Origin of the sequence: Sulfitobacter sp. S190, assembly GCF_025141935.1 — a bacterium.
Taxonomy (GTDB): Bacteria; Pseudomonadota; Alphaproteobacteria; order Rhodobacterales; family Rhodobacteraceae; genus Sulfitobacter.
In genome coordinates, this window is the sequence record NZ_CP081123.1 from 33,128 (window position 1) to 50,813 (window position 17,686).

The following is a 17,686-nucleotide window of genomic DNA, read 5'->3' on the forward strand; positions in this document are numbered from 1 at the left end:
CCCGCCCGCGCGCCGACGCCGGGAATGGCGCGTATCACCAAGATTGCGGTGATGGCCGTCGGGGGGCAGGGCGGGGGGGTGCTCACTTCGTGGATCGAAAGCCTTGCCCGATCACAGGGGTACATGGTGCAGGCCACCAGTGTCGCGGGCGTGGCGCAGCGCACGGGCGCCACGATCTACTATATCGAAATGGCACCGGCCGCGGAGGCCGCACCGGTGTTTGCCCTCGCGCCATCGGCGGGCGACGTCGATATCCTGATCGCCGCGGAGATGATGGAAGTGGGCCGTGCGATACAGCGCGGGTTTGTCACGCCGGATCGGACGACGTTGATCGGATCGACGCACCGCGCGCTCGCCGTGAGCGAAAAGACAGTGCCCGGCGACGGTATCGCAAAGTCGCAAGAGGTGCAGGCAGCGGCCGAGATCGCCGCACAGAGACTGATCCTCGCCGATATGGAGGGTTTGGCTGTCGGCCAGGGCTCGGTAATTTCGGCGTCATTGTTCGGGGCTCTGGCCGCGGCGGATATCCTGCCCTTCACGCGGCAAAGCTTTGAAGACGCGATCCGCGCGGGCGGCAAAGGGGTCGAACCGAGCCTTCGTGCCTTTGCCGCGGGTTTCGATGCGGCAAAGACCGGCCCGGCGCAAAGTAACATCACCCCACGAGAGACTGCGCCCAACCGCATGGTCGGCCCCGCCCGTCTGTTGCGCAAATGGGAGGTTCTGCAAACCCGCGCGCGTGCCTTTCCCGCGCCGGTCGCGAATATGGCGCAACGCGGGTTGGAAAAGGTCGTCAACTTTCAGGACTGCGCCTACGGCCAGATGTATCTCGACCAACTCGACCCGATCATCGCACGTGACGGGGAACAAAACGACTGGCTGCTGAGTATCGAGGCGGCGAAATACGTCTCTAACGCGATGGCTTACGACGATATTATACGTGTGGCCGATCTCAAAAGCCGCGCCCCCCGCGTCAAACGCATCCGTGACGAAATGAACGTGCGTGACGGACAGGTCATGCAGGTGACCGAGTTCTTTCACCCCCGCGCGGCGGAGATTACCGGCATGATGCCTGCTGCGATGGGCGCGCGGTGGGAAGCGGACCCGAAGAAAATGGACCGTCTAGACCGCTGGTTCGGGAAGGGGCGACGGCTGCGGACCGATGGCCTGTTTGCCTTTTTCGTGTTGCACACGCTGGGCGGGTTGAAGAACTACCGTTTGCGCACCCGCCGTCATCAGGTCGAGATGGATCATCTGCAGAACTGGCTGGAGCGTAGCCTGTCCTACTGCGACACGGACTATGCGCTGTCGGTCGAATTGCTGCGCTGCAGGCGCCTGATCAAAGGGTATTCCGACACCCACGCACGCGGGCTCGGCAAGTTTGATACGGTGATGAACGCGGCAGAGATTTTGCATGGCCGCGACGACGCTGCGGAATGGATCGCACGCCTGCGAGAGGCCGCCTTGCAGGATCCCGACGGTCGCGCATTGGATGGCGCGATCCGGACAGTCCGCTCTTTCGTCTAGACGCTCAGCGTGGCCTGTACCGCCCTTGTCCACGCGGCGTAGCGGTCCTTGCGCGTGTCGGGGTCCATCGATGGCTCGAAGGTTTCGTCAAGCGCCCAAGAGTCCGCAAAGCCCTGCATGTCCGGATAAAGCCCCGCCCGTTGGCCGGCCAACCATGCCGCCCCGAGCGCTGTTGTCTCGACGACCTGTGGCCGGTCCACCGGCGCGCCGATAATGTCCGAGAGGAACTGCATGGCCCAGTCGCTGTTGGCCATCCCGCCGTCCACCCGCAATGTGCCGGCTGTGCCGTCCGCGTTCGGCCAATCGGCATGCATTGCCTCGAGCAGGTCGCGGGTCTGGAAGCCGACGCTTTCGAGCGCCGCTTTTGACATCTCTGCCGGCCCGGTGCCGCGCGTCAGACCGTAGACCGCACCGCGACAATCGGGGTTCCAATAGGGCGCGCCCAGACCGACAAATGCCGGGACGAGGATAACATTCTGGTTCTCGTCGGCCTTTTCGGCCAAGCCTTGCGTTTCGCCCGCATCCTTGATGATGCCCAAACCATCCCGCAGCCATTGGACCACGGCACCGGCCACAAAGATCGACGCCTCGAGCGCGTAGGTCGGCTTGCCGTCCAGCTGGTATCCGATGGTCGTCAGCAGCCGGTTTTTCGACGCAACGGGCGTATCACCGGTGTTGAGCAGCGCGAAACAGCCCGTGCCGTAGGTCGATTTCATCATTCCGGGCTTGAAACAGGCCTGTCCGACGGTCGCGGCCTGCTGATCCCCCGCAACACCAAGGATCGGGATCGGCCGACCAAACAGATCGGGCCGCGTCATACCGAAGTCAGCAGCACAATCCATCACGCGGGGAAGCATGGCGGTCGGGATATCCATCAGCTCGCAAATCTGTTCCGACCACGCGCCCTTGTGAATGTTGTAGAGCATCGTGCGGGCGGCGTTGGTGGCATCGGTTACATGGGCTTCCCCGCCGGTGAGTTTCCAGATCAGAAAGCTGTCGACGGTGCCGAATTTCAGTTTGCCCTCTGCGGCGCGTTCACGGGCACCTTCGTGGGTATCGAGCACCCATTTCAGCTTTGTGGCCGAAAAATAGGGGTCGGCCAGCAGACCGGTCGTGTCGGTGATCAGCTTCTCGTGGCCTGCGTCGCGCAACTCGCGGCAGTAGTCGGCGGTGCGGCGGTCCTGCCAGACGATCGCGTTGTAGAGTGGTTTGCCTGTCTCGGTATCCCAAACGACGACCGTCTCGCGCTGGTTGGTGATGCCGATTGCGGCAATATCGTCCCCTGTCAGACCCGCCTTTTCGATCGCGGCACGACAGGTCGACGCGGTGGTGCTCCACAGATCGCCGGGATCGTGCTCGACCCAGCCCGACTGCGGAAAATGCTGCGTGAATTCTTCTTGGGCGGAGGCCGTGACCCGCATATCTGCGTCAAAGACAATGGCGCGGGACGACGTGGTGCCCTGATCGATGGCGAGGATGTAGCGAGCGGTCATGCGGCCTCCGAAGTCTGTTGGATAAAGCTATCAATGGCATCTGTCGCGTCTTTGTCCAGCCGCAGACCCAACTTCGATCGACGCCAGAGGATGTCCTCTGCCGAGGATGCGTATTCATGCGCCATGAGATACCTGATCTCGGCGGCTGTCAGATCGGCGCCGAAATTCTGCCCCAGATCCCCTTCGGTCGTGGCATCCCCCAGAATGATCCGCGCGTCCGTGCCGTAGGCGCGGATCAGACGTTGCGCCCAACGGGGCGAGAGAAACGGGAAATCGCGCTGCAGCTCATCGATAAGCTTGCCGACATCGGCCACCGCAAAATCCCCGCCCGGCAAAGGCTGGCCCGCGGTCCAGTGCGGCTTCAGCCCCTTGATGAATGGCGCGAGTTTGTCCATCGCGTCCTCTGCGAGCTTGCGGTAGGTGGTGATCTTGCCACCAAAGATATTGAGAAGCGGCGCGCCTGTGTCGTCGACCGACAGCACGTAATCGCGTGTGGCTGCGGTGGCCGATTTCGCGCCATCATCATAAAGCGGGCGCACACCGGAATAGGTCCAGACGACATCATCCGCAGAGATGTCCTGCTTGAAATACTGGTTGGCAAAATTGACCAGATAGTCCCGCTCTTCGGGTGTGCAGACCGGTTTGCGGTCCAGATCGGTGTGTTCCGCGTCTGTCGTGCCGATCAGGGTGAAATCGGTCTCATACGGAATTGCGAAGATAATCCGGCCATCTTCACCCTGAAAGAAATAGCATTTTTCGTGATCAAAAAGCCGTTTGGTGACGATATGGCTGCCGCGGACCAACCGCACGCCTTCCGTGGAATTCACTCGGACCTTGGTCTGGATGATATCGCCGACCCACGGACCACCGGCGTTCACGAGAATTCTGGCCCGGTGGGTCTCCGGCCCTGTTGGGCCTTCGGTCGTAATTTCCCAGACGTCGTCGATCCGCGCAGCGGACAGGACTTTCGTCTGCGTCATGATGCGGGCGCCCAACCGTTCTGCATCGCGGGCGTTCAGAACGACAAGCCTGCTGTCCTCGATCCAGCAATCGGAGTATTCAAACGCCTTTTCGAACCTGTCCTCGAGCGGTGCCCCTTCCTGCGTGCCCCGCAGGCGCAGGGTGCGGGTGGCAGGCAGGATTTTGCGACCGCCCAGATTGTCATACATGAACAATCCCATCCGGATCAGCCACGCAGGACGCCGCCCTTTCATCCACGGCATAACCGTGTTGAGGATCTTCGAGGTCGGCGTTTCACCTTCGAACCGCATGTCGGGATGGTAGGGCAGCACAAAGCGCATCGGCCACGAAATATGTGGCATTGCGCTGAGCAACACCTCGCGTTCGGCCAGCGCATGACGCACCAGATTGATCTCGAAATACTCGAGATACCGCAGCCCGCCGTGAAAAAGTTTGGTCGAGGCTGATGATGTTGCCGAGGCAAGATCGTTCATTTCCGCCAGTTTGACCGACAGGCCGCGCCCTGCCGCGTCCCGCGCGATGCCCGCACCGTTCACACCGCCACCGATCACAAAGATGTCGGTGATGTCAGGGGTTGTCGCATCGTTCATGTCAGATCCATCCGTGTCATGCAGCAAGTCAGGTTGGCGCTAACACCTAGAACGATGCACCCCTCGGTGCAAGACAGCGGAGCCTTTCCAATTTGAACCGTTAATCATGATTATGTTGCATCTGCTCGACTGCGACCCGTTTGCCCCCTGCGGAACCCAATGCCCGCGCTATGTGTTGGCTCGTGATACATAAGGATAGCTTTCATGACTGAAGAACACGAACGCCTGTGGGAGATCATCTCCGATATGCCGGCCTGCATGGTAACAACGCAAGACGGCGATGTGATGCGGGCGCGCCCAATGGCGACTTTTATCGACAAGGATGCGCGCACGATCCGTTTCGTGACCGACAACGGCAGCGCAAAGCTGTCTGAGCTTGCGGATGATCATGATCTTTGTCTGACCTTCGCGGACACGAAATCGATGCTTTATGCTTCGGTGAGCGGCAAGGGCAAGGTCAGCCGTGATCGGGACCTGATCCGCAAACTCTGGGGGCCGTACTGCGACGTGTTCTTCCCGGGCGGCGCGGACGAGGCGGACGTGGCCGTTATCACCGTCGTGCCGACACAGGCAGAGTATTGGGACAACGACAAGAACAGCGTGGCAATGGCCTATGAGATGGTCAAAGCCTATTTCAGCGATGACGGCCCCGACCTTGGCGGCAATGCCAAGCTGTCGATGTAATCGCCCTTCCGTTGTCCGATCAGAAAGAAAAGCATGACATTTTCGCTTAGCCCGAAACACGACAGTCTCGAAGATTATCTGGCCGACCGTGCGCCCAATCAACCCGAGTTCCATCAGGCCGTTGTCGAAGTGATGGGTGACATCAAGCCCATCATCGACCAACACGCAGCCTTCAAGGATGCGAACGTGTTTGCGCGGTTGGCCGAGCCCGAGCGGATGATCAGCTTTCAGGTCCCATGGCAGACAGATGAGGGCACAATCGAGGTGAACCGCGGTTACCGTGTTCAGTACAACGGTGCGATCGGACCCTACAAGGGCGGGCTGCGGTTCCATCCATCGGTCAATCCGTCGATCCTGAAATTTCTGGGGTTCGAACAGACCTTCAAGAACGCGCTGACCGGACTGCCCATGGGCGGCGGCAAGGGAGGATCGGATTTTAACCCCAAGGGACGGTCCGAGGCGGAGATCATGCGCTTCTGCTCTGCCTTCATGCAGGAGCTTCACCGTCACATCGGACCGGACATCGATGTGCCCGCGGGTGACATAAATGTCGGCGGGCGCGAAATCGGGTATCTTTTCGGGGCGTATCGCCGGATTACCAACCGGTTTCAGGGGGTGCTGACCGGCAAGGGCCAGTCCTTTGGCGGCAGTGCCATGCGCACCCAAGCCACGGGTTTTGGCGTGATTTATTTTCTCAACCAGATGCTTGAGGCGCATGACGACGGTGTGGAGGGCAAGCGGGTCATCATTTCCGGCGCCGGCAATGTGGCGACCTATGCGGCCCAGAAAGCTGTCGAGCTCGGGGCGCGTGTCATCACGCTGTCGGACAGTAACGGGACGATCCACGACCCCGACGGCCTGTCGCAAGACAAGATCGACTGGGTGCGGTCACACAAGGCGCAATCCGGTGCCTCGCTCGAGGCATATGTCGATGCGTTCGGCGGCACGTGGCACAGCGGCGATACGCCGTGGGGCGTCGAGGCAGATATCGCCCTGCCCTGTGCCACGCAGAACGAACTTGACGGTTCTGCCGCCAAAACGCTTTTGAAGAACGGAACGATGGCGGTGGTCGAGGGCGCAAACATGCCCTGCACCGCCGATGCCAAGCAGGCTTTGCGAAGCGCGGACATTCTTTATGCGCCCGGCAAAGCCGCCAATGCGGGTGGTGTTGCCGTTTCCGGTCTGGAGATCAGCCAGAACCGGACCCGGCGTCCCGAAACCGCGGACGAAGTGGACGAAGCGCTGCACCAGATTATGTTCGATATCCACAGCGTCTGCGTCGAGGAAGGCACCCGCGACGGGGCCGTCGACTATACCAAGGGCGCGAATATTGCCGGTTTCCGCAAGGTGGCAGACGCCATCGTGATGCAGGGGGTCGGTTGACCAATCAGGAGTGCCAAGCACATGAAAGCGTCCGATCTGTTCGTCAAATGTCTCGAAGCGGAGGGCGTCGAGAGGATCTATGGCGTTCCGGGTGAGGAAAATGCCGACTTCATGATGTCGTTGCAGGACTCGTCGATCGAGTTTGTGCTGACGCGCCATGAACAGGGCGCCGCCTTCATGGCCGAGGTCTACGGGAGACTGACCGGCAAGGTCGGCGTATGTCTCGGCACGTTGGGTCCAGGGGCGACGAACCTGATCACCGGCGTGGCGGACGGCAATATGGACCGTGCACCGATGCTTGTCCTGACCGGTCAGGGCGCGTTGACCCGCCAGCACAAGGAAAGCCATCAGGTGATGAACGTCGTCGAGATGTACAAGCCTGTGACCAAGTGGTCGACCGCCATCAACGCGGCATCCAACATTCCCGAAATCGTGCACAAGGCGGTAAAGCTGGCCACAGCCGAGAAGCCGGGCGCCTGCCATATCGAGCTTGCCGAAGATGTCGCCGCCACACAAACGGACGAACGCCCCATGCGCGCCGCGCGCGTGCGCCGCCCTGTTCCCGGCGACGATGTGATCGATCAGGTCTGGGACAGGCTCCGCTCGGCCAAGACACCATTGATCATTGCCGGAAACGGTGCCATCCGCACGCGGGCCAGCGCACAGCTACGTCAGTTCTGCGAGGCAACGGGCATCGGTGCCCTGATGACATTCATGGGCAAAGGGGCGCTTGATCTGGAGGACCCCAGATGCCTGTTCACCGTGGGCATGGGGCAGCGCGACTATCCGCAACTGGCCATCGACGCTGCCGATCTGATACTCACCGTCGGGTTCGATCCGGTGGAATACGGGCCGGAAAAATGGAACAGCGGTTGCGGCGCAGACATTATCCATATGGATTTTGCGCCCGCCGAAAGTGACAAATACTATCAGCCCTCAATCGAGGTTGTAGGGGATGTCGCGCATGGTCTTTCAATGTTGAACGCCCGCGCGGAGCGGGACGGCGCGCCACGGTACGATCTGGCCAGCCAGACAAAGCTGCGCGAGCGGATGCAAAGCGAATTTGCCGAACATGCGCAGGATCGTACAACCGGCTCCATCCGTCCGCAAAAGGCGGTCGCCGATGTACGCGCGGTTCTGGGGCCGGATGATATCGTGTTGTCCGGTGTCGGTGCGCATAAAATGTGGATTGCGCGCCACTACCAATGTCATGCGCCCGGCACCTGCCTCATCTCGAACGGTTTTTGCTCCATGGGTATGCCCCTGCCCGGTGCAATCGCTGCAAAACACGCCTGCCCCGACGCCAAGGTCCTTGCCGTGGTCGGAGATGCGGACGTCATGATGAACGTGCAGGAAATGGAAACGGCCAGCCGCCTCGGTTCCGACATCACGGTGCTGGTGTGGGAGGACAAGGCCTATGGTCTGATCGCGTGGAAGCAGGAACAGGAATTCGGTGAGCACACGGATTTGTCCTTCACCAATCCCGACTGGATGCAATTGTGCGATGCCCTCGACTGGCAGGGTCAGCGGTGCGACAACGCCGAAGAGTTGCAAAGCGCCCTGCAACGTGCGCTCGATCACCGCGGGCCATCGATGGTGGTGATCCCGATCGACTACCGCGAGAATATGAAACTGACGGAGCGTTTGGGCAAGATCACGGAGACGTTCTGATCAACCCGGCCAGGCGCGTAGCCCCTTGGCAAGCCGGTCAAGCCCTTCGTCAAGATTGACGCCTGCGCCGCCACCGACACCGAGCCGGATATGCCCGGGCTGGTCATAGGCCGTACCGGGCAGCAGGAACGTCCGGTAAGGATCGGCCAGCAGAAACCGCGCGAAAGCGCCGCTATCCATGTTTTCCGGCAAACGCCCCAGCCCGATCAGCCCCGCACGGGGTGCGACCCATTCCAGCATGGGCTGCGCTGCCACCCACGCGTCCATGCGCGCCAGATTGCGCCGCCCGGCCGCGCGGGCCTCTGCCATGGCTTTGTCGTACCGATCGGGGCGCAGGGCGATCTCGGCGATGACTTCGCCCATGATATTCATGATCTCGCTGGAATTCTCACGCAGGATCACAGCGTCCATGACCATCTGCGGATCGCGACAAATCAACCAACCGGTGCGCAACCCTTGCAGCCCCAATGCCTTGCTTACCGAACCGGTCGTGATGCCGCGCTCGTACAGACCGGCGACCGAAGGGGCGCGCGGTCCGTCCCACTCAAGCCCGGCATACACCTCGTCAACGAGCAGCCAAGCCCCGTGCGCCGCCGCGATATCCACCACCCGCTGAAGCGTTTCGCCGTCCATCAGATCACCCGTCGGGTTGTTCGGGTTCGTCAGGAAGATCATGCGCGTTTTCGCATTTACAGCGTCTTCCAGCGCATCGAGCGGTAATTGCCAGCCGTTTTTCTCGCGGCGGTGGACTTTGACCACCTTGGCTCCGATCGCCCTGGCAAGCACGTCGGCCTGTGGCCAGCCGGGCGTTTCGATAACGATCTCGTCGCCGGGCTGCAAAAGCTGCATCACAGCCAGATAATTCGCTTCCGCAGCTCCGGCGGTGATCAGCACATCCTTGCGATCGCACACCCCGTCCAGCCCCGCATGGTGCAGTATATGATCGCGCAATTCCGGCAGCCCGCGAAAGTCACGGTTGTTCCAATCCAGCGGCAGATCCGGATCGAGATCGTCCATGAAACTCCCCAATGTCGGGCTTTGCGATAGCGAGAACCCGACGATTGCTTCGGGTGCGGCATCGGTCGTTTCGAGCAGATATTCAAACAGCGTGTGTATCTTGACTTTCATGCCGCGCAAATTTCCTAATCCAGCAAACAGGGGAGACCACCATGAAAGGGCAGATCACGCTGGAGGGCAAACCGAAACGCATGGCGGTACTCGACTACGGGCTGTTTCAGGTGCATGCGAACGGCCGCATCATCGGCATCTGCGGCTACGTCGTCGAAATGGATTCCGGTGACGTCGTGCTGATCGACTCCGGGTTCCCCCCGAAATATGCGCAGGACGCCGCTGCCGCCACGGATGAGGATGATCTGGGCAGTTTTGGGCGGGTGTTGTCGGTGACGCCCGACAATAGCGTCAGCGCGCAGCTGTCATTGCTCGGGCTAAAGAAATCGGACGTCACGCTGATGATCCAGAGTCACACCCATATCGACCATGTCGGTGAACTTGACGCCTTTCCCGGTGTCCCGATCCTGATCGCGGCAGCAGAACGCGCCTTGCCGCGCCCGCTCTACTGGTCGGGAAAGCAGCCGATGACGTGGCCGGACGCGCAATACCATCTCGTCGACGCAGATATGACCCTCGCACAGGGGTTCGACGTGCTGCTGTGCCCGGGTCATGCGCCGGGGCAACTGGCGTTCATGATTGACCTGCCGGACAGCGGGCCGATCCTGCTGACCTCGGACGCGATCAGCAGAGCGGACGAAATCGGCGAACGCTTTGCCGGTTCATGGGAAGAAGCGCAGGCGATCTTTCACGGTGACAGACTGATGCAGCGCGCCCGCGACCGCGATGCGCTGGTGATATTCGGTCACAGCCCCGAAGACTGGCCGACACAGCGCAAGGCGCCCGACTGGTACACCTAGCGTACGTCCCGCCCCTGATTGAGGATGATGACATTGCCGCTGGACACGTTTCCGGCGGGTGAGATCAGGAAGCTGACCCAGGCGGCAATCTCTTCGGGCTGCATGGCGCGACCGTGGGGCATTTGCGCGATGGCCTTGGCCAGAACCTCCTCGCTCACCACCCCGAAAAGCGGCGTTTGGGTCATCGCAGGGGCGATCGAATTGACGGCAATCTGCTCGGTTGCATATCTGCGGGCCAGATCTTTGGTCAGCGTGTCCAGCGCAGCCTTGCTCGCGCGGTAATGGGGCGGGTCGAAAGCATCGAAATTATAGGCACCGTTCGAGGATATGTTCACGATCTTGCGGACACCCGCCCGCCCGGTCATGAGCTTGATCGATGCCTGCGCACAATGAAAGGCGGCCGTAAAATTCAGGCGCATCTGCCTTTCAAACTCGTCCTCCGGAATATCGGGAAATTCTGACATGAAACACGTGCCGGCGTTGTTGACGAGCGCGTCCACCCCGCCATGCTCGGACGCGATTTGCGCAAAAGCTGCGTCAATCGCGCTCTTGTCCATCAGATCCGTGGGTATCGCGGCAAACCCTTCTTGCTGGGCCATTTCGGCCATGCCGTCACTGTCGACATCCAGCCCGACAACGTGCAGACCGTCCTCGAGCAACTTGGCAACGATCGCTCGGCCCATGCCGCCCGCTGCGCCTGTGACCACTGCAACTTTCACCATCTGTATTTCCTTTCACACCGGGCCCGTCGATTGGCATGGATTTTCGCGACACGCTCCGATAGATCGTATTGAATGTAAACGCATTTATCCTGCCCACGTCAGAAGGAAGCGCCATGCCCCCCCGCCCTGCCCGCAGGATCACCGACACAAGCCCAAAGAATTTCGGCATGTTTGCGAAAGCCGTAGGCATGTCCGGCGATCTGATCCACCTCGAACTGGGCATGCCGGCAGACGATACACCCTGCCACATCAAACAGGCGACCGTTGCCGCCCTCAATGCGGGCGATGTGCATTATTCTGATCTGCAGGGCCAGCCTGCGCTCAGGCAGGCGCTGGCAGAGAAGCTGTCGCGGCAAAACGGGCTCGACTTCACTGCCGATGAGGTGCTGATCACGAACGGCCTGACCCACGCATCTTTCGCCGCCTTTATGGCGTTCATCGATGACGGCGACGAGGTCATCCTGCTTGCGCCCTACTACCCGCAGCATATCGGCAAGGTGGAACTGGCGGGGGGCCGCGTCGTTATCGCGCCGCTCGATGCGGAAAACGGTTTCGCGCTGAATGCGGATCTCATTGCACCGCATATCACTTCGCGCACCAAGGCGATTGCGATTGTTAATCCCTGCAACCCGACGGGTCGTGTCTATTCCCGTGCCGAGCTTGAAGGCTTGGCGCAGCTGGCCGTGGCACACGATCTGATGGTGTTTTCAGACGAGGTGTACGAAGAAATCACCTATGACGGCGCGCGCCATATTTCCATCGCGGCCCTGCCCGGCATGCGCACGCGGACAATCACGATGAGCGCCTTTACCAAAGCCTACGCGATGGACGGCTGGCGGCTTGGCTATCTGGCGGCCGATGCGGGCCTCATGGGTCCGTTGATGAAAATGACCACCAGCGAAGTCACCCATGTGAACACATTCATTCAGGCCGGAGCCTTGGCGGCGGTAACGGGTCCTTCAGGTGTTCTGGCCGAGATGGTGGACCGCGACCGGGCCCGCCGCGATCTGGTCGTGACCCGCCTGAACCAGATGCCCGGGGTCACCTGCGCTCCTGTCGAAGGCACGATTTATGCGTTTCCCGACATCCGCGCCACGGGCCTGTCGGCGCAAAACTGCGCGGACAGATTGCTGAATGAAACGGGTGTGGTGGTCGAAGCGGGCAGTTTCTACGGCACAGCTGGCGAGGGGCATTTGCGGGTCTGTTTCGGCTGTGCGGAGCTTGACGTGCTCACAGACGCGATGGACAGGATGCAGCGGTTCTTCAACAGTCTCTAAACCAGCGTATCCAACGCATCACAAAGCCGGGTTACATGCTGCATCCGAGTGACAGCGCCCGGCGACAGCCGCAGGATCGGGCCGCGGGCATCCGCGAAAATATTCGCGTCGCGCAAGCTGTCTACGACCTGCGCAGGATCGACAGAGGACGGCAGATGCAACATGACCGACCCACCCCGCCGGTTGCGCGATGCGGGGGATGCCAAAGTCACACCGCGCGCGTTAGCCCATTCGATGATCGTGTCGGTCAATGCACGGTTGTGGGCTTGTAACCCCGACTGCGCCGCGTGCCATCTGAGCGCGGGCACGGATCCCACACAGGCCATGACCGAGGGCGTCCCGTGGTCGAAACGTCGCGCATCCGGCGCGTAGTCAAACGCCTCCAGGTCCCACGAAAACGGATTATCCTGACTGAACCAGCCCCGCAATTCCGGGGCAGACGCAGCAATAAGTTCGGGGCGCATCTGAATGATACCCGCGCCGGGCGTGCCACACAGCCATTTCAGCGTCGTCGAGATGGCGAAATCAACGGGCGTATCCACCACGGAAAACGGGACGATGCCGATGCCCTGTGTTAGATCAATACCGACGAGCGATCCCATCTCGCGACCGTGGGCGAGCAGGCGGTCAAGATCCGGCCTGTGCGATGCTGTGGAGGTCACGAACGTCAGGATGGCGAGCGCGACATCCGGCCCCCACGCCGCGATCATGTCGTCATCTTCGACCCAGTAGCCCCCTTCGCGAAGCGGCACGGTCCTGAGTGTAAATCCGATACGGTCGGCAAGCCCGTTCAGCAGAAAATGCAGCGACGGAAAACAATCGGCAGCAATCAGAACGGTCCTGCCGGACAAGCGGTCGGCCATCCCGCCAATAACGGAATAAAGCGCCGCAGTTACGTTGTCTGCAGAGGTCAGCGTCCCCGCGGGGGCGTCGATTAGATCACACCACAGGTCGATGAACGTCTGCCGCGCGCCGAGCATTTTCGGCCACTGCGCGTCATCGCATGCGCCCCAGACAGTTGCGAAGTCACCCAAAGCCCGCGCCATTTCGCGGTCTTTGCCGGGATAGAGCCCGATGGAGTGATACAGGAAATAAGCGGGGTCTGACATATCCATCTCTTTCTAACCGGGAAAACCAGTGCCCGCCAGATCGGCAGGCGCAAGCCTCCCTGCCCCGCTACAGTGTCTCGCGCAGCACTGAAACCGGTGCGAGCGTTCGTCCTGCCACAGTGTGCGATTGCGTGTCGAAGTTAAACCAGAACCGTTCTGTTCCTGTGTCGCGGCACCGTACACCATCGGGCAGATCCATGACCGAAAGACCTGCCGACGTGGCCAACTCTCCCAATATCCGCCGCGCGGCATCCTGATCGGGCCAGCCCGCCAAATAGTGGAAACGGCCCTTTTGTACCAATGCGGGCGCGCCGTCTTGTGTCGCCTCGACGACGGTTTCGCCCGTCTCGATATGCTCCAGATACCGGATGAAATGGCCCCCCTCCGGCAGGGCAACGGGGCTGTCGGGGCGGATCGATTGCACATAGGTCACGGTCGCGTCGAAATCCGGCCAGGCGGGTGGCATCGGAACGGGGGTGCACATGTCGGCATCCCGTGCGCCGGTACGAGGGCCGACGAGAACCGTCGCATCGGCCCGCGCGAAGGCCTGCTTCAGATCATCTTCCATGTGCATCACACCGGGGGCGAGGATCATGGTGTAGCCCGAAAAGTCGCGCGTGCTGGCCGGTACGATATCCACCGACAATCCCATTGCGCGCAGCGCGCGGTAGGTGTCGAAGACGAGCCCGAAATAACTCAGCCCGTCACCGTGCGGCTGCACCGCCCAGTAATAATCAGCGGCATAGTCAAACATCAACGCCACCGGAGCCTGCACCGGCTGCACGTCCGGCGCTTTGCCAAGCTCTTGTGCGACCTGCTGCGCCTCCGCCATGCCGGGCGCGTCGGCGCTATCGGGGCGCAGAAGACCCGCGTGCATCTGTTCCTGCGCAAAAGGCGCTTGCCGCCAGCGGAAATAGCACACCGCTTCGGCGCCGTGTGCAAACGCTTCCCACGACCACAAGCGCACCATACCGGGCAGCGGCGCGGGGTTGTACGGGGCCCAGTTCACGGGGCCGGGCTGCTGCTCCATCACCCACCAGCGGCCTTTGCCGACCGCGCGGTAAAGGTCGTGGTGAAACGCACCGAAATCCGGGTCGCCCTGCCGGGCAAACCGCTTCTTATGGGCATCGTCAAATCCCGAGCGGTCTTCGAGAAAGCCGAGCGGATAGCTGTCCCAACTGGCGAAATCGAGATCATTGCCGACATCGAAATGATCGAAATCCGTGATCCGCCCCATGTAGTTGTGGGTGATCGGCGCATCGGAATGGCGCCGGATGATGTCGACCTGCACCCGATTGAACGCAACCACCTGGTCCGATGTGAAGCGGCGAAAAGCGAGCGAATGGGCCGGGTTAGGCTCTGTCACGGTCAGGTTGGGCAATCCGATCTGGTCAAAGTCATCGTAGTCCATCGACCAGAATACGTTGCCCCACGCATCGTTCAGCGCGTTGATATCCCCGCCATTGCCCGCACCGGGATAGCGGGTGCGCAGCCAGCTTTGGAACGCGGTGCCCGCAGCGTCGGAGTAGGAAAGGGTTGTATCGTGGCAGCCGTATTCATTGTCGGTCTGCCACGCCGCGATATGCGGGTTATCGCCATACCGCTCGGCCAGCTTCGAGACGATCCTTGCGCATTCCGCCTTGTACCCTTCATGGCTGAAACAGTAGTGCCGGCGTGATCCGAAACGCCGCGGGCGGCCAAGCTCGTCAAGCGCGATCATGTCGGGATGTTTGTCCATAATCCAGCGCGGCGGCGTTGCCGTGGGCGTGCCCAGCACCACCTTCAACCCTGCCGATCCCAGCACCGCGATTGCATCGTCGAGCCAGCCTAAGTGATAGTCCCCCTCCGCAGGTTCGAGCCGCGTCCACGCGAATTCCCCGATCCGCACCCATGTCAGGCCCGCCTCGGCCATGCGCCGCGCATCGTCTTCCCAGATGGCGCGGTCCCAGTGTTCGGGATAATAGCAGGTGCCCAGAGTTCGCTTGAGGTTCATAGAATTACCCGGTGTTCGCGCTGTCCCGTCACATTGACCGCGCAGTGATATGTTTTCCCGTCTCCTGCACCATCCAGCCCATCGGCAGCGGTGGTGACGAAAAGGGTTTTGAGATCAGGACCGCCAAAAGCGGGGCAACTGGCCTGCTGGCCGCCCACGCTAACAGCGCCCAGAAAAGCACCGTCCGCATCGTATCGCGCCACGCGCCCTGCCCCCCATTGGGCAATCCACAAACAACCGTCTGCGTCGACAACAGCGCCGTCGGGGTTCAGATCCTCGCCCCGCAGATCAAGATGCAAGACCGGGTCCGAAGCAGGCCAGCCCTCATCGTCAAGCGCCACGCGCATCACGTGGCGCGTGGCCGTATCGGTGAAGTAAGCGGTGGTCCCGTCCGGCGCGAAGGAAATGGCATTGCTGATCGTGATCCTGTCGAACAACCGCTCGACAGTGCCTTTGTAGTACCGGTATATGCTACCCGCCTTGCGCTCGGCGTTGATGCCCATCGTCCCGATCCAGAAGCCGCCCGCGGGATCGGCCCGCCCGTCATTGGACCGCGTGACCAAATTGTCCGCTTCGAGCGGGGCGACGAACGTGTCTTCGCCTGTCTCGAGATTGAAGGTAAAGAGCTGCGTCTGCGAGGCAACCAGCAGCGTGTCGGTGTCGACCCACCCCGCGGCCGATACGTATTCGTCAAATTGATGGACCCGCCCTTCGCCGTAAAGGCGGCGGTTCAGGATATCGAACCAGAACAGAGCGCCCCGTTCAGGATGCCAAAGCGGCCCCTCGCCCAAAAGGCACCGCGTCTCGTCGAAAACAGTGGCGGTCATGGGCGCAGCGCGTCAAAGGCGGCCACGATGCTGCCGGCGCGGGTCGCTACCTCTTCAAGGCTGAAACCCGCTTGGTAAAGACCGCTTCCGATCCCGAAACCCGTGGCCCCCGCCGCCAGCCAGTCGCCAAAGTTCTCGGGCGCGGCACCTCCAACGGCGTAGGTTTCCGTTTCGGGTGGCAACACGGCCTTGAGCGCCTTTAGTCCAGCCGGACCGATGAGATTGCCCGGAAAGAACTTCAGCCCGTCCGCCCCGTGCCGCAGCGCGGTGAAGCTTTCCGTCGGCGTCATGACGCCCGGAAAACTTTGCAGACCGGACTCTTTGGTCGCGTCGATCACCGCGGGATTGCAATCCGGCGACACGATCAATTGTCCGCCCACACCGGCCACATCGGCCACAGCCTGCGCGGTCAGCACGGTCCCTGCCCCGACAACCGCGCGCCCTTTCAACAGATCGGCAAGCAAACCGATGGACGTGAGCGGATCGGGCGAATTCAGTGGAACTTCGATGCGGTCGATACCGGCTTCGATTAGCTGCTCACCGATGGCTTCGACCTCGGGCGGTGTGATGCCGCGCAAAATGGCAATCAGGGGACGGCTCATGGTTCAGGCTCCTTCGGACAGGGAATGAAAGGCCGCGCGCAAACCGCGCAACGTCATCTCTTCGGCGTCGGTTGTCTGTGCTGTGACGCCCTGCGCCGCGAGCGCCTCGCTGTAGCGCTGCGAGAGCGTGCCGTTGCCCACGAGCGCCACGTTCTGTCCCAGCCAGTAGGGCCGCGCCGCGGCCAGCTCCATCCCGACCAACATACCAGACAGCCGCGCACGCGCCACCGCAGGATCGAGCGTGGAAACGAGCCCCTGCGCACGCAGAGAGAACAGATCTGCCACCACACGTTCGGGCCGTGACATCGCATCGCCCACGGCATCCGTGAATGCGGCGTCATCCCATCCGTCGTCAGGAATGGAGTGCTTGAGAACCGATTGGCGCGATAAAAGCGCGTAGAGCTCACCCGTCATGAATGTGCGGAAACTGACAACTTCACCGGCGGAGATATGGGCCCATTTCGAATGGGTTCCGGGCAGACACAGAACACCGTCAAAATCGGGAAAGGCGGCGAGAAAACCGGCAATCTGGGTTTCTTCGCCACGCATCACATCTGCGGGGCTTGCCTGTGACATGCCAGGCAGAATGGACACCGACAGCCGCGGATCGTCACACACCGGCGACACGGACTGCGCCGCCTGTGGTGGCGAGGACGGAACCGTTTGGTAAGCCGCTTCGATCCAGCCCTGCCGTGCGCCAACCATGCCGCAGCAGATGACGGGTGTTACCGAGCCGTCTTGCAGGTGGTCCCCAACCAGACGCAGCAGCGCGGGCTCGAACCCATCGCGGGCCAATGTGCCCATGCCATCGGCGGATGAAAGGGCGGCCTGAACCGCGTCACCCTGCATCACCCAGGCGCGCAGGTTGCTGGTGCCCCAATCGACTGCAATCCATCTCATCG

15 protein-coding genes are annotated in these 17,686 nt (G+C 61.4%); 6 read left to right on the forward strand and 9 right to left on the reverse strand.

The annotated features are described in order from the left end of the window. Window positions 1–24 precede the first annotated feature (24 nt). Window positions 25–1,524, forward strand: coding sequence for an indolepyruvate oxidoreductase subunit beta family protein (locus tag K3756_RS18590; RefSeq protein WP_259994232.1), 1,500 nt, complete (start codon window positions 25–27; stop codon window positions 1,522–1,524). Here K3756_RS18590 and glpK read toward each other — a convergent pair. Together glpK and glpD are read right to left on the reverse strand one after the other, a co-directional pair. Further along, window positions 1,521–3,017, reverse strand: a complete 1,497-nt coding sequence (gene glpK / locus K3756_RS18595; protein ID WP_259994227.1) for a glycerol kinase GlpK — start codon at window positions 3,015–3,017, stop codon at window positions 1,521–1,523. The genes K3756_RS18590 and glpK overlap by 4 nt on opposite strands. Next, window positions 3,014–4,588: a glycerol-3-phosphate dehydrogenase gene (gene glpD, locus K3756_RS18600; RefSeq protein WP_259994229.1), complete on the reverse strand. Its 1,575-nt coding sequence runs from the start codon at window positions 4,586–4,588 to the stop codon at window positions 3,014–3,016. Before glpD ends, glpK begins: the two co-directional genes overlap by 4 nt. 204 nt (window positions 4,589–4,792) lie before the next feature. Between glpD and K3756_RS18605 the strand changes: the two genes are divergently transcribed. From K3756_RS18605 to K3756_RS18615, 3 genes are read left to right on the forward strand one after another with little or no spacing between them, the layout of a single operon-like run. Further along, entirely contained in the window at window positions 4,793–5,272 is a 480-nt protein-coding gene (locus K3756_RS18605; protein WP_259994115.1) for a pyridoxamine 5'-phosphate oxidase family protein, read from the forward strand. Window positions 5,273–5,305: 33 nt separating this feature from the next. Continuing rightward, window positions 5,306–6,655 (forward strand): NADP-specific glutamate dehydrogenase, encoded by a 1,350-nt coding sequence (gdhA, locus tag K3756_RS18610; RefSeq protein WP_259994117.1) that lies wholly within the window; start codon window positions 5,306–5,308, stop codon window positions 6,653–6,655. 21 nt (window positions 6,656–6,676) lie between these two features. Further along, window positions 6,677–8,326, forward strand: a complete 1,650-nt coding sequence (locus tag K3756_RS18615; RefSeq protein WP_259994121.1) for an acetolactate synthase large subunit — start codon at window positions 6,677–6,679, stop codon at window positions 8,324–8,326. Here K3756_RS18615 and K3756_RS18620 read toward each other — a convergent pair whose 3' ends face one another. Then, window positions 8,327–9,454 (reverse strand): aminotransferase class I/II-fold pyridoxal phosphate-dependent enzyme, encoded by a 1,128-nt coding sequence (locus tag K3756_RS18620; RefSeq protein WP_259994131.1) that lies wholly within the window; start codon window positions 9,452–9,454, stop codon window positions 8,327–8,329. It lies immediately after the preceding gene. Between the two features lie 41 nt (window positions 9,455–9,495). Between K3756_RS18620 and K3756_RS18625 the strand changes: the two genes are divergently transcribed. Continuing rightward, on the forward strand, window positions 9,496–10,254 hold the full coding sequence (locus tag K3756_RS18625; RefSeq protein WP_259994133.1) for an MBL fold metallo-hydrolase: 759 nt from the start codon (window positions 9,496–9,498) through the stop codon (window positions 10,252–10,254). On the opposite strand, the gene K3756_RS18630 is transcribed toward K3756_RS18625, so the two are convergent. Continuing rightward, window positions 10,251–10,976: an SDR family NAD(P)-dependent oxidoreductase gene (locus K3756_RS18630; RefSeq protein WP_259994135.1), complete on the reverse strand. Its 726-nt coding sequence runs from the start codon at window positions 10,974–10,976 to the stop codon at window positions 10,251–10,253. The genes K3756_RS18625 and K3756_RS18630 overlap by 4 nt on opposite strands. 113 nt (window positions 10,977–11,089) lie before the next feature. Here K3756_RS18630 and K3756_RS18635 point away from each other — a divergent pair, with 113 nt between their 5' ends. After that, on the forward strand, window positions 11,090–12,253 hold the full coding sequence (locus K3756_RS18635; protein ID WP_259994137.1) for a pyridoxal phosphate-dependent aminotransferase: 1,164 nt from the start codon (window positions 11,090–11,092) through the stop codon (window positions 12,251–12,253). Here K3756_RS18635 and K3756_RS18640 read toward each other — a convergent pair. The 5 genes from K3756_RS18640 to K3756_RS18660 all read right to left on the reverse strand — a co-directional run bounded on the left by K3756_RS18640 (window position 12,250) and on the right by K3756_RS18660 (window position 17,684). After that, on the reverse strand, window positions 12,250–13,362 hold the full coding sequence (locus K3756_RS18640) for an aminotransferase class V-fold PLP-dependent enzyme (protein WP_259994139.1): 1,113 nt from the start codon (window positions 13,360–13,362) through the stop codon (window positions 12,250–12,252). The two genes, K3756_RS18635 and K3756_RS18640, sit on opposite strands and share 4 nt — an antisense overlap. Before the next feature lie 67 nt (window positions 13,363–13,429). Beyond that, complete coding sequence (locus K3756_RS18645; RefSeq protein ID WP_259994142.1) at window positions 13,430–15,355, reverse strand: beta-galactosidase; 1,926 nt, start codon at window positions 15,353–15,355, stop codon at window positions 13,430–13,432. After that, entirely contained in the window at window positions 15,352–16,182 is an 831-nt protein-coding gene (locus K3756_RS18650; protein ID WP_259994144.1) for an SMP-30/gluconolactonase/LRE family protein, read from the reverse strand. The genes K3756_RS18645 and K3756_RS18650 overlap by 4 nt, the downstream gene beginning before the upstream one ends. Next, window positions 16,179–16,784: a 2-dehydro-3-deoxy-6-phosphogalactonate aldolase gene (locus K3756_RS18655; protein WP_259994146.1), complete on the reverse strand. Its 606-nt coding sequence runs from the start codon at window positions 16,782–16,784 to the stop codon at window positions 16,179–16,181. The genes K3756_RS18650 and K3756_RS18655 overlap by 4 nt, the downstream gene beginning before the upstream one ends. A 3-nt stretch (window positions 16,785–16,787) precedes the next feature. Then, window positions 16,788–17,684: a 2-dehydro-3-deoxygalactonokinase gene (locus tag K3756_RS18660; RefSeq protein ID WP_259994148.1), complete on the reverse strand. Its 897-nt coding sequence runs from the start codon at window positions 17,682–17,684 to the stop codon at window positions 16,788–16,790. Window positions 17,685–17,686 lie beyond the last annotated feature (2 nt).

Coding starts and splice junctions, on each gene's coding strand:
- glpD (WP_259994229.1), bottom strand. CDS start 4,588: ATGAACGATGCGACAACCCCTGACATCACCGACATCTTTGTGATCGGT.
- K3756_RS18620 (WP_259994131.1), bottom strand. CDS start 9,454: ATGAAAGTCAAGATACACACGCTGTTTGAATATCTGCTCGAAACGACC.
- K3756_RS18605 (WP_259994115.1), top strand. CDS start 4,793: ATGACTGAAGAACACGAACGCCTGTGGGAGATCATCTCCGATATGCCG.
- K3756_RS18635 (WP_259994137.1), top strand. CDS start 11,090: ATGCCCCCCCGCCCTGCCCGCAGGATCACCGACACAAGCCCAAAGAAT.
- K3756_RS18640 (WP_259994139.1), bottom strand. CDS start 13,362: ATGTCAGACCCCGCTTATTTCCTGTATCACTCCATCGGGCTCTATCCC.
- K3756_RS18645 (WP_259994142.1), bottom strand. CDS start 15,355: ATGAACCTCAAGCGAACTCTGGGCACCTGCTATTATCCCGAACACTGG.
- K3756_RS18590 (WP_259994232.1), top strand. CDS start 25: ATGGCGCGTATCACCAAGATTGCGGTGATGGCCGTCGGGGGGCAGGGC.
- K3756_RS18630 (WP_259994135.1), bottom strand. CDS start 10,976: ATGGTGAAAGTTGCAGTGGTCACAGGCGCAGCGGGCGGCATGGGCCGA.
- K3756_RS18625 (WP_259994133.1), top strand. CDS start 9,496: ATGAAAGGGCAGATCACGCTGGAGGGCAAACCGAAACGCATGGCGGTA.
- K3756_RS18660 (WP_259994148.1), bottom strand. CDS start 17,684: ATGAGATGGATTGCAGTCGATTGGGGCACCAGCAACCTGCGCGCCTGG.
- K3756_RS18615 (WP_259994121.1), top strand. CDS start 6,677: ATGAAAGCGTCCGATCTGTTCGTCAAATGTCTCGAAGCGGAGGGCGTC.
- glpK (WP_259994227.1), bottom strand. CDS start 3,017: ATGACCGCTCGCTACATCCTCGCCATCGATCAGGGCACCACGTCGTCC.
- K3756_RS18655 (WP_259994146.1), bottom strand. CDS start 16,784: ATGAGCCGTCCCCTGATTGCCATTTTGCGCGGCATCACACCGCCCGAG.
- gdhA (WP_259994117.1), top strand. CDS start 5,306: ATGACATTTTCGCTTAGCCCGAAACACGACAGTCTCGAAGATTATCTG.
- K3756_RS18650 (WP_259994144.1), bottom strand. CDS start 16,182: ATGACCGCCACTGTTTTCGACGAGACGCGGTGCCTTTTGGGCGAGGGG.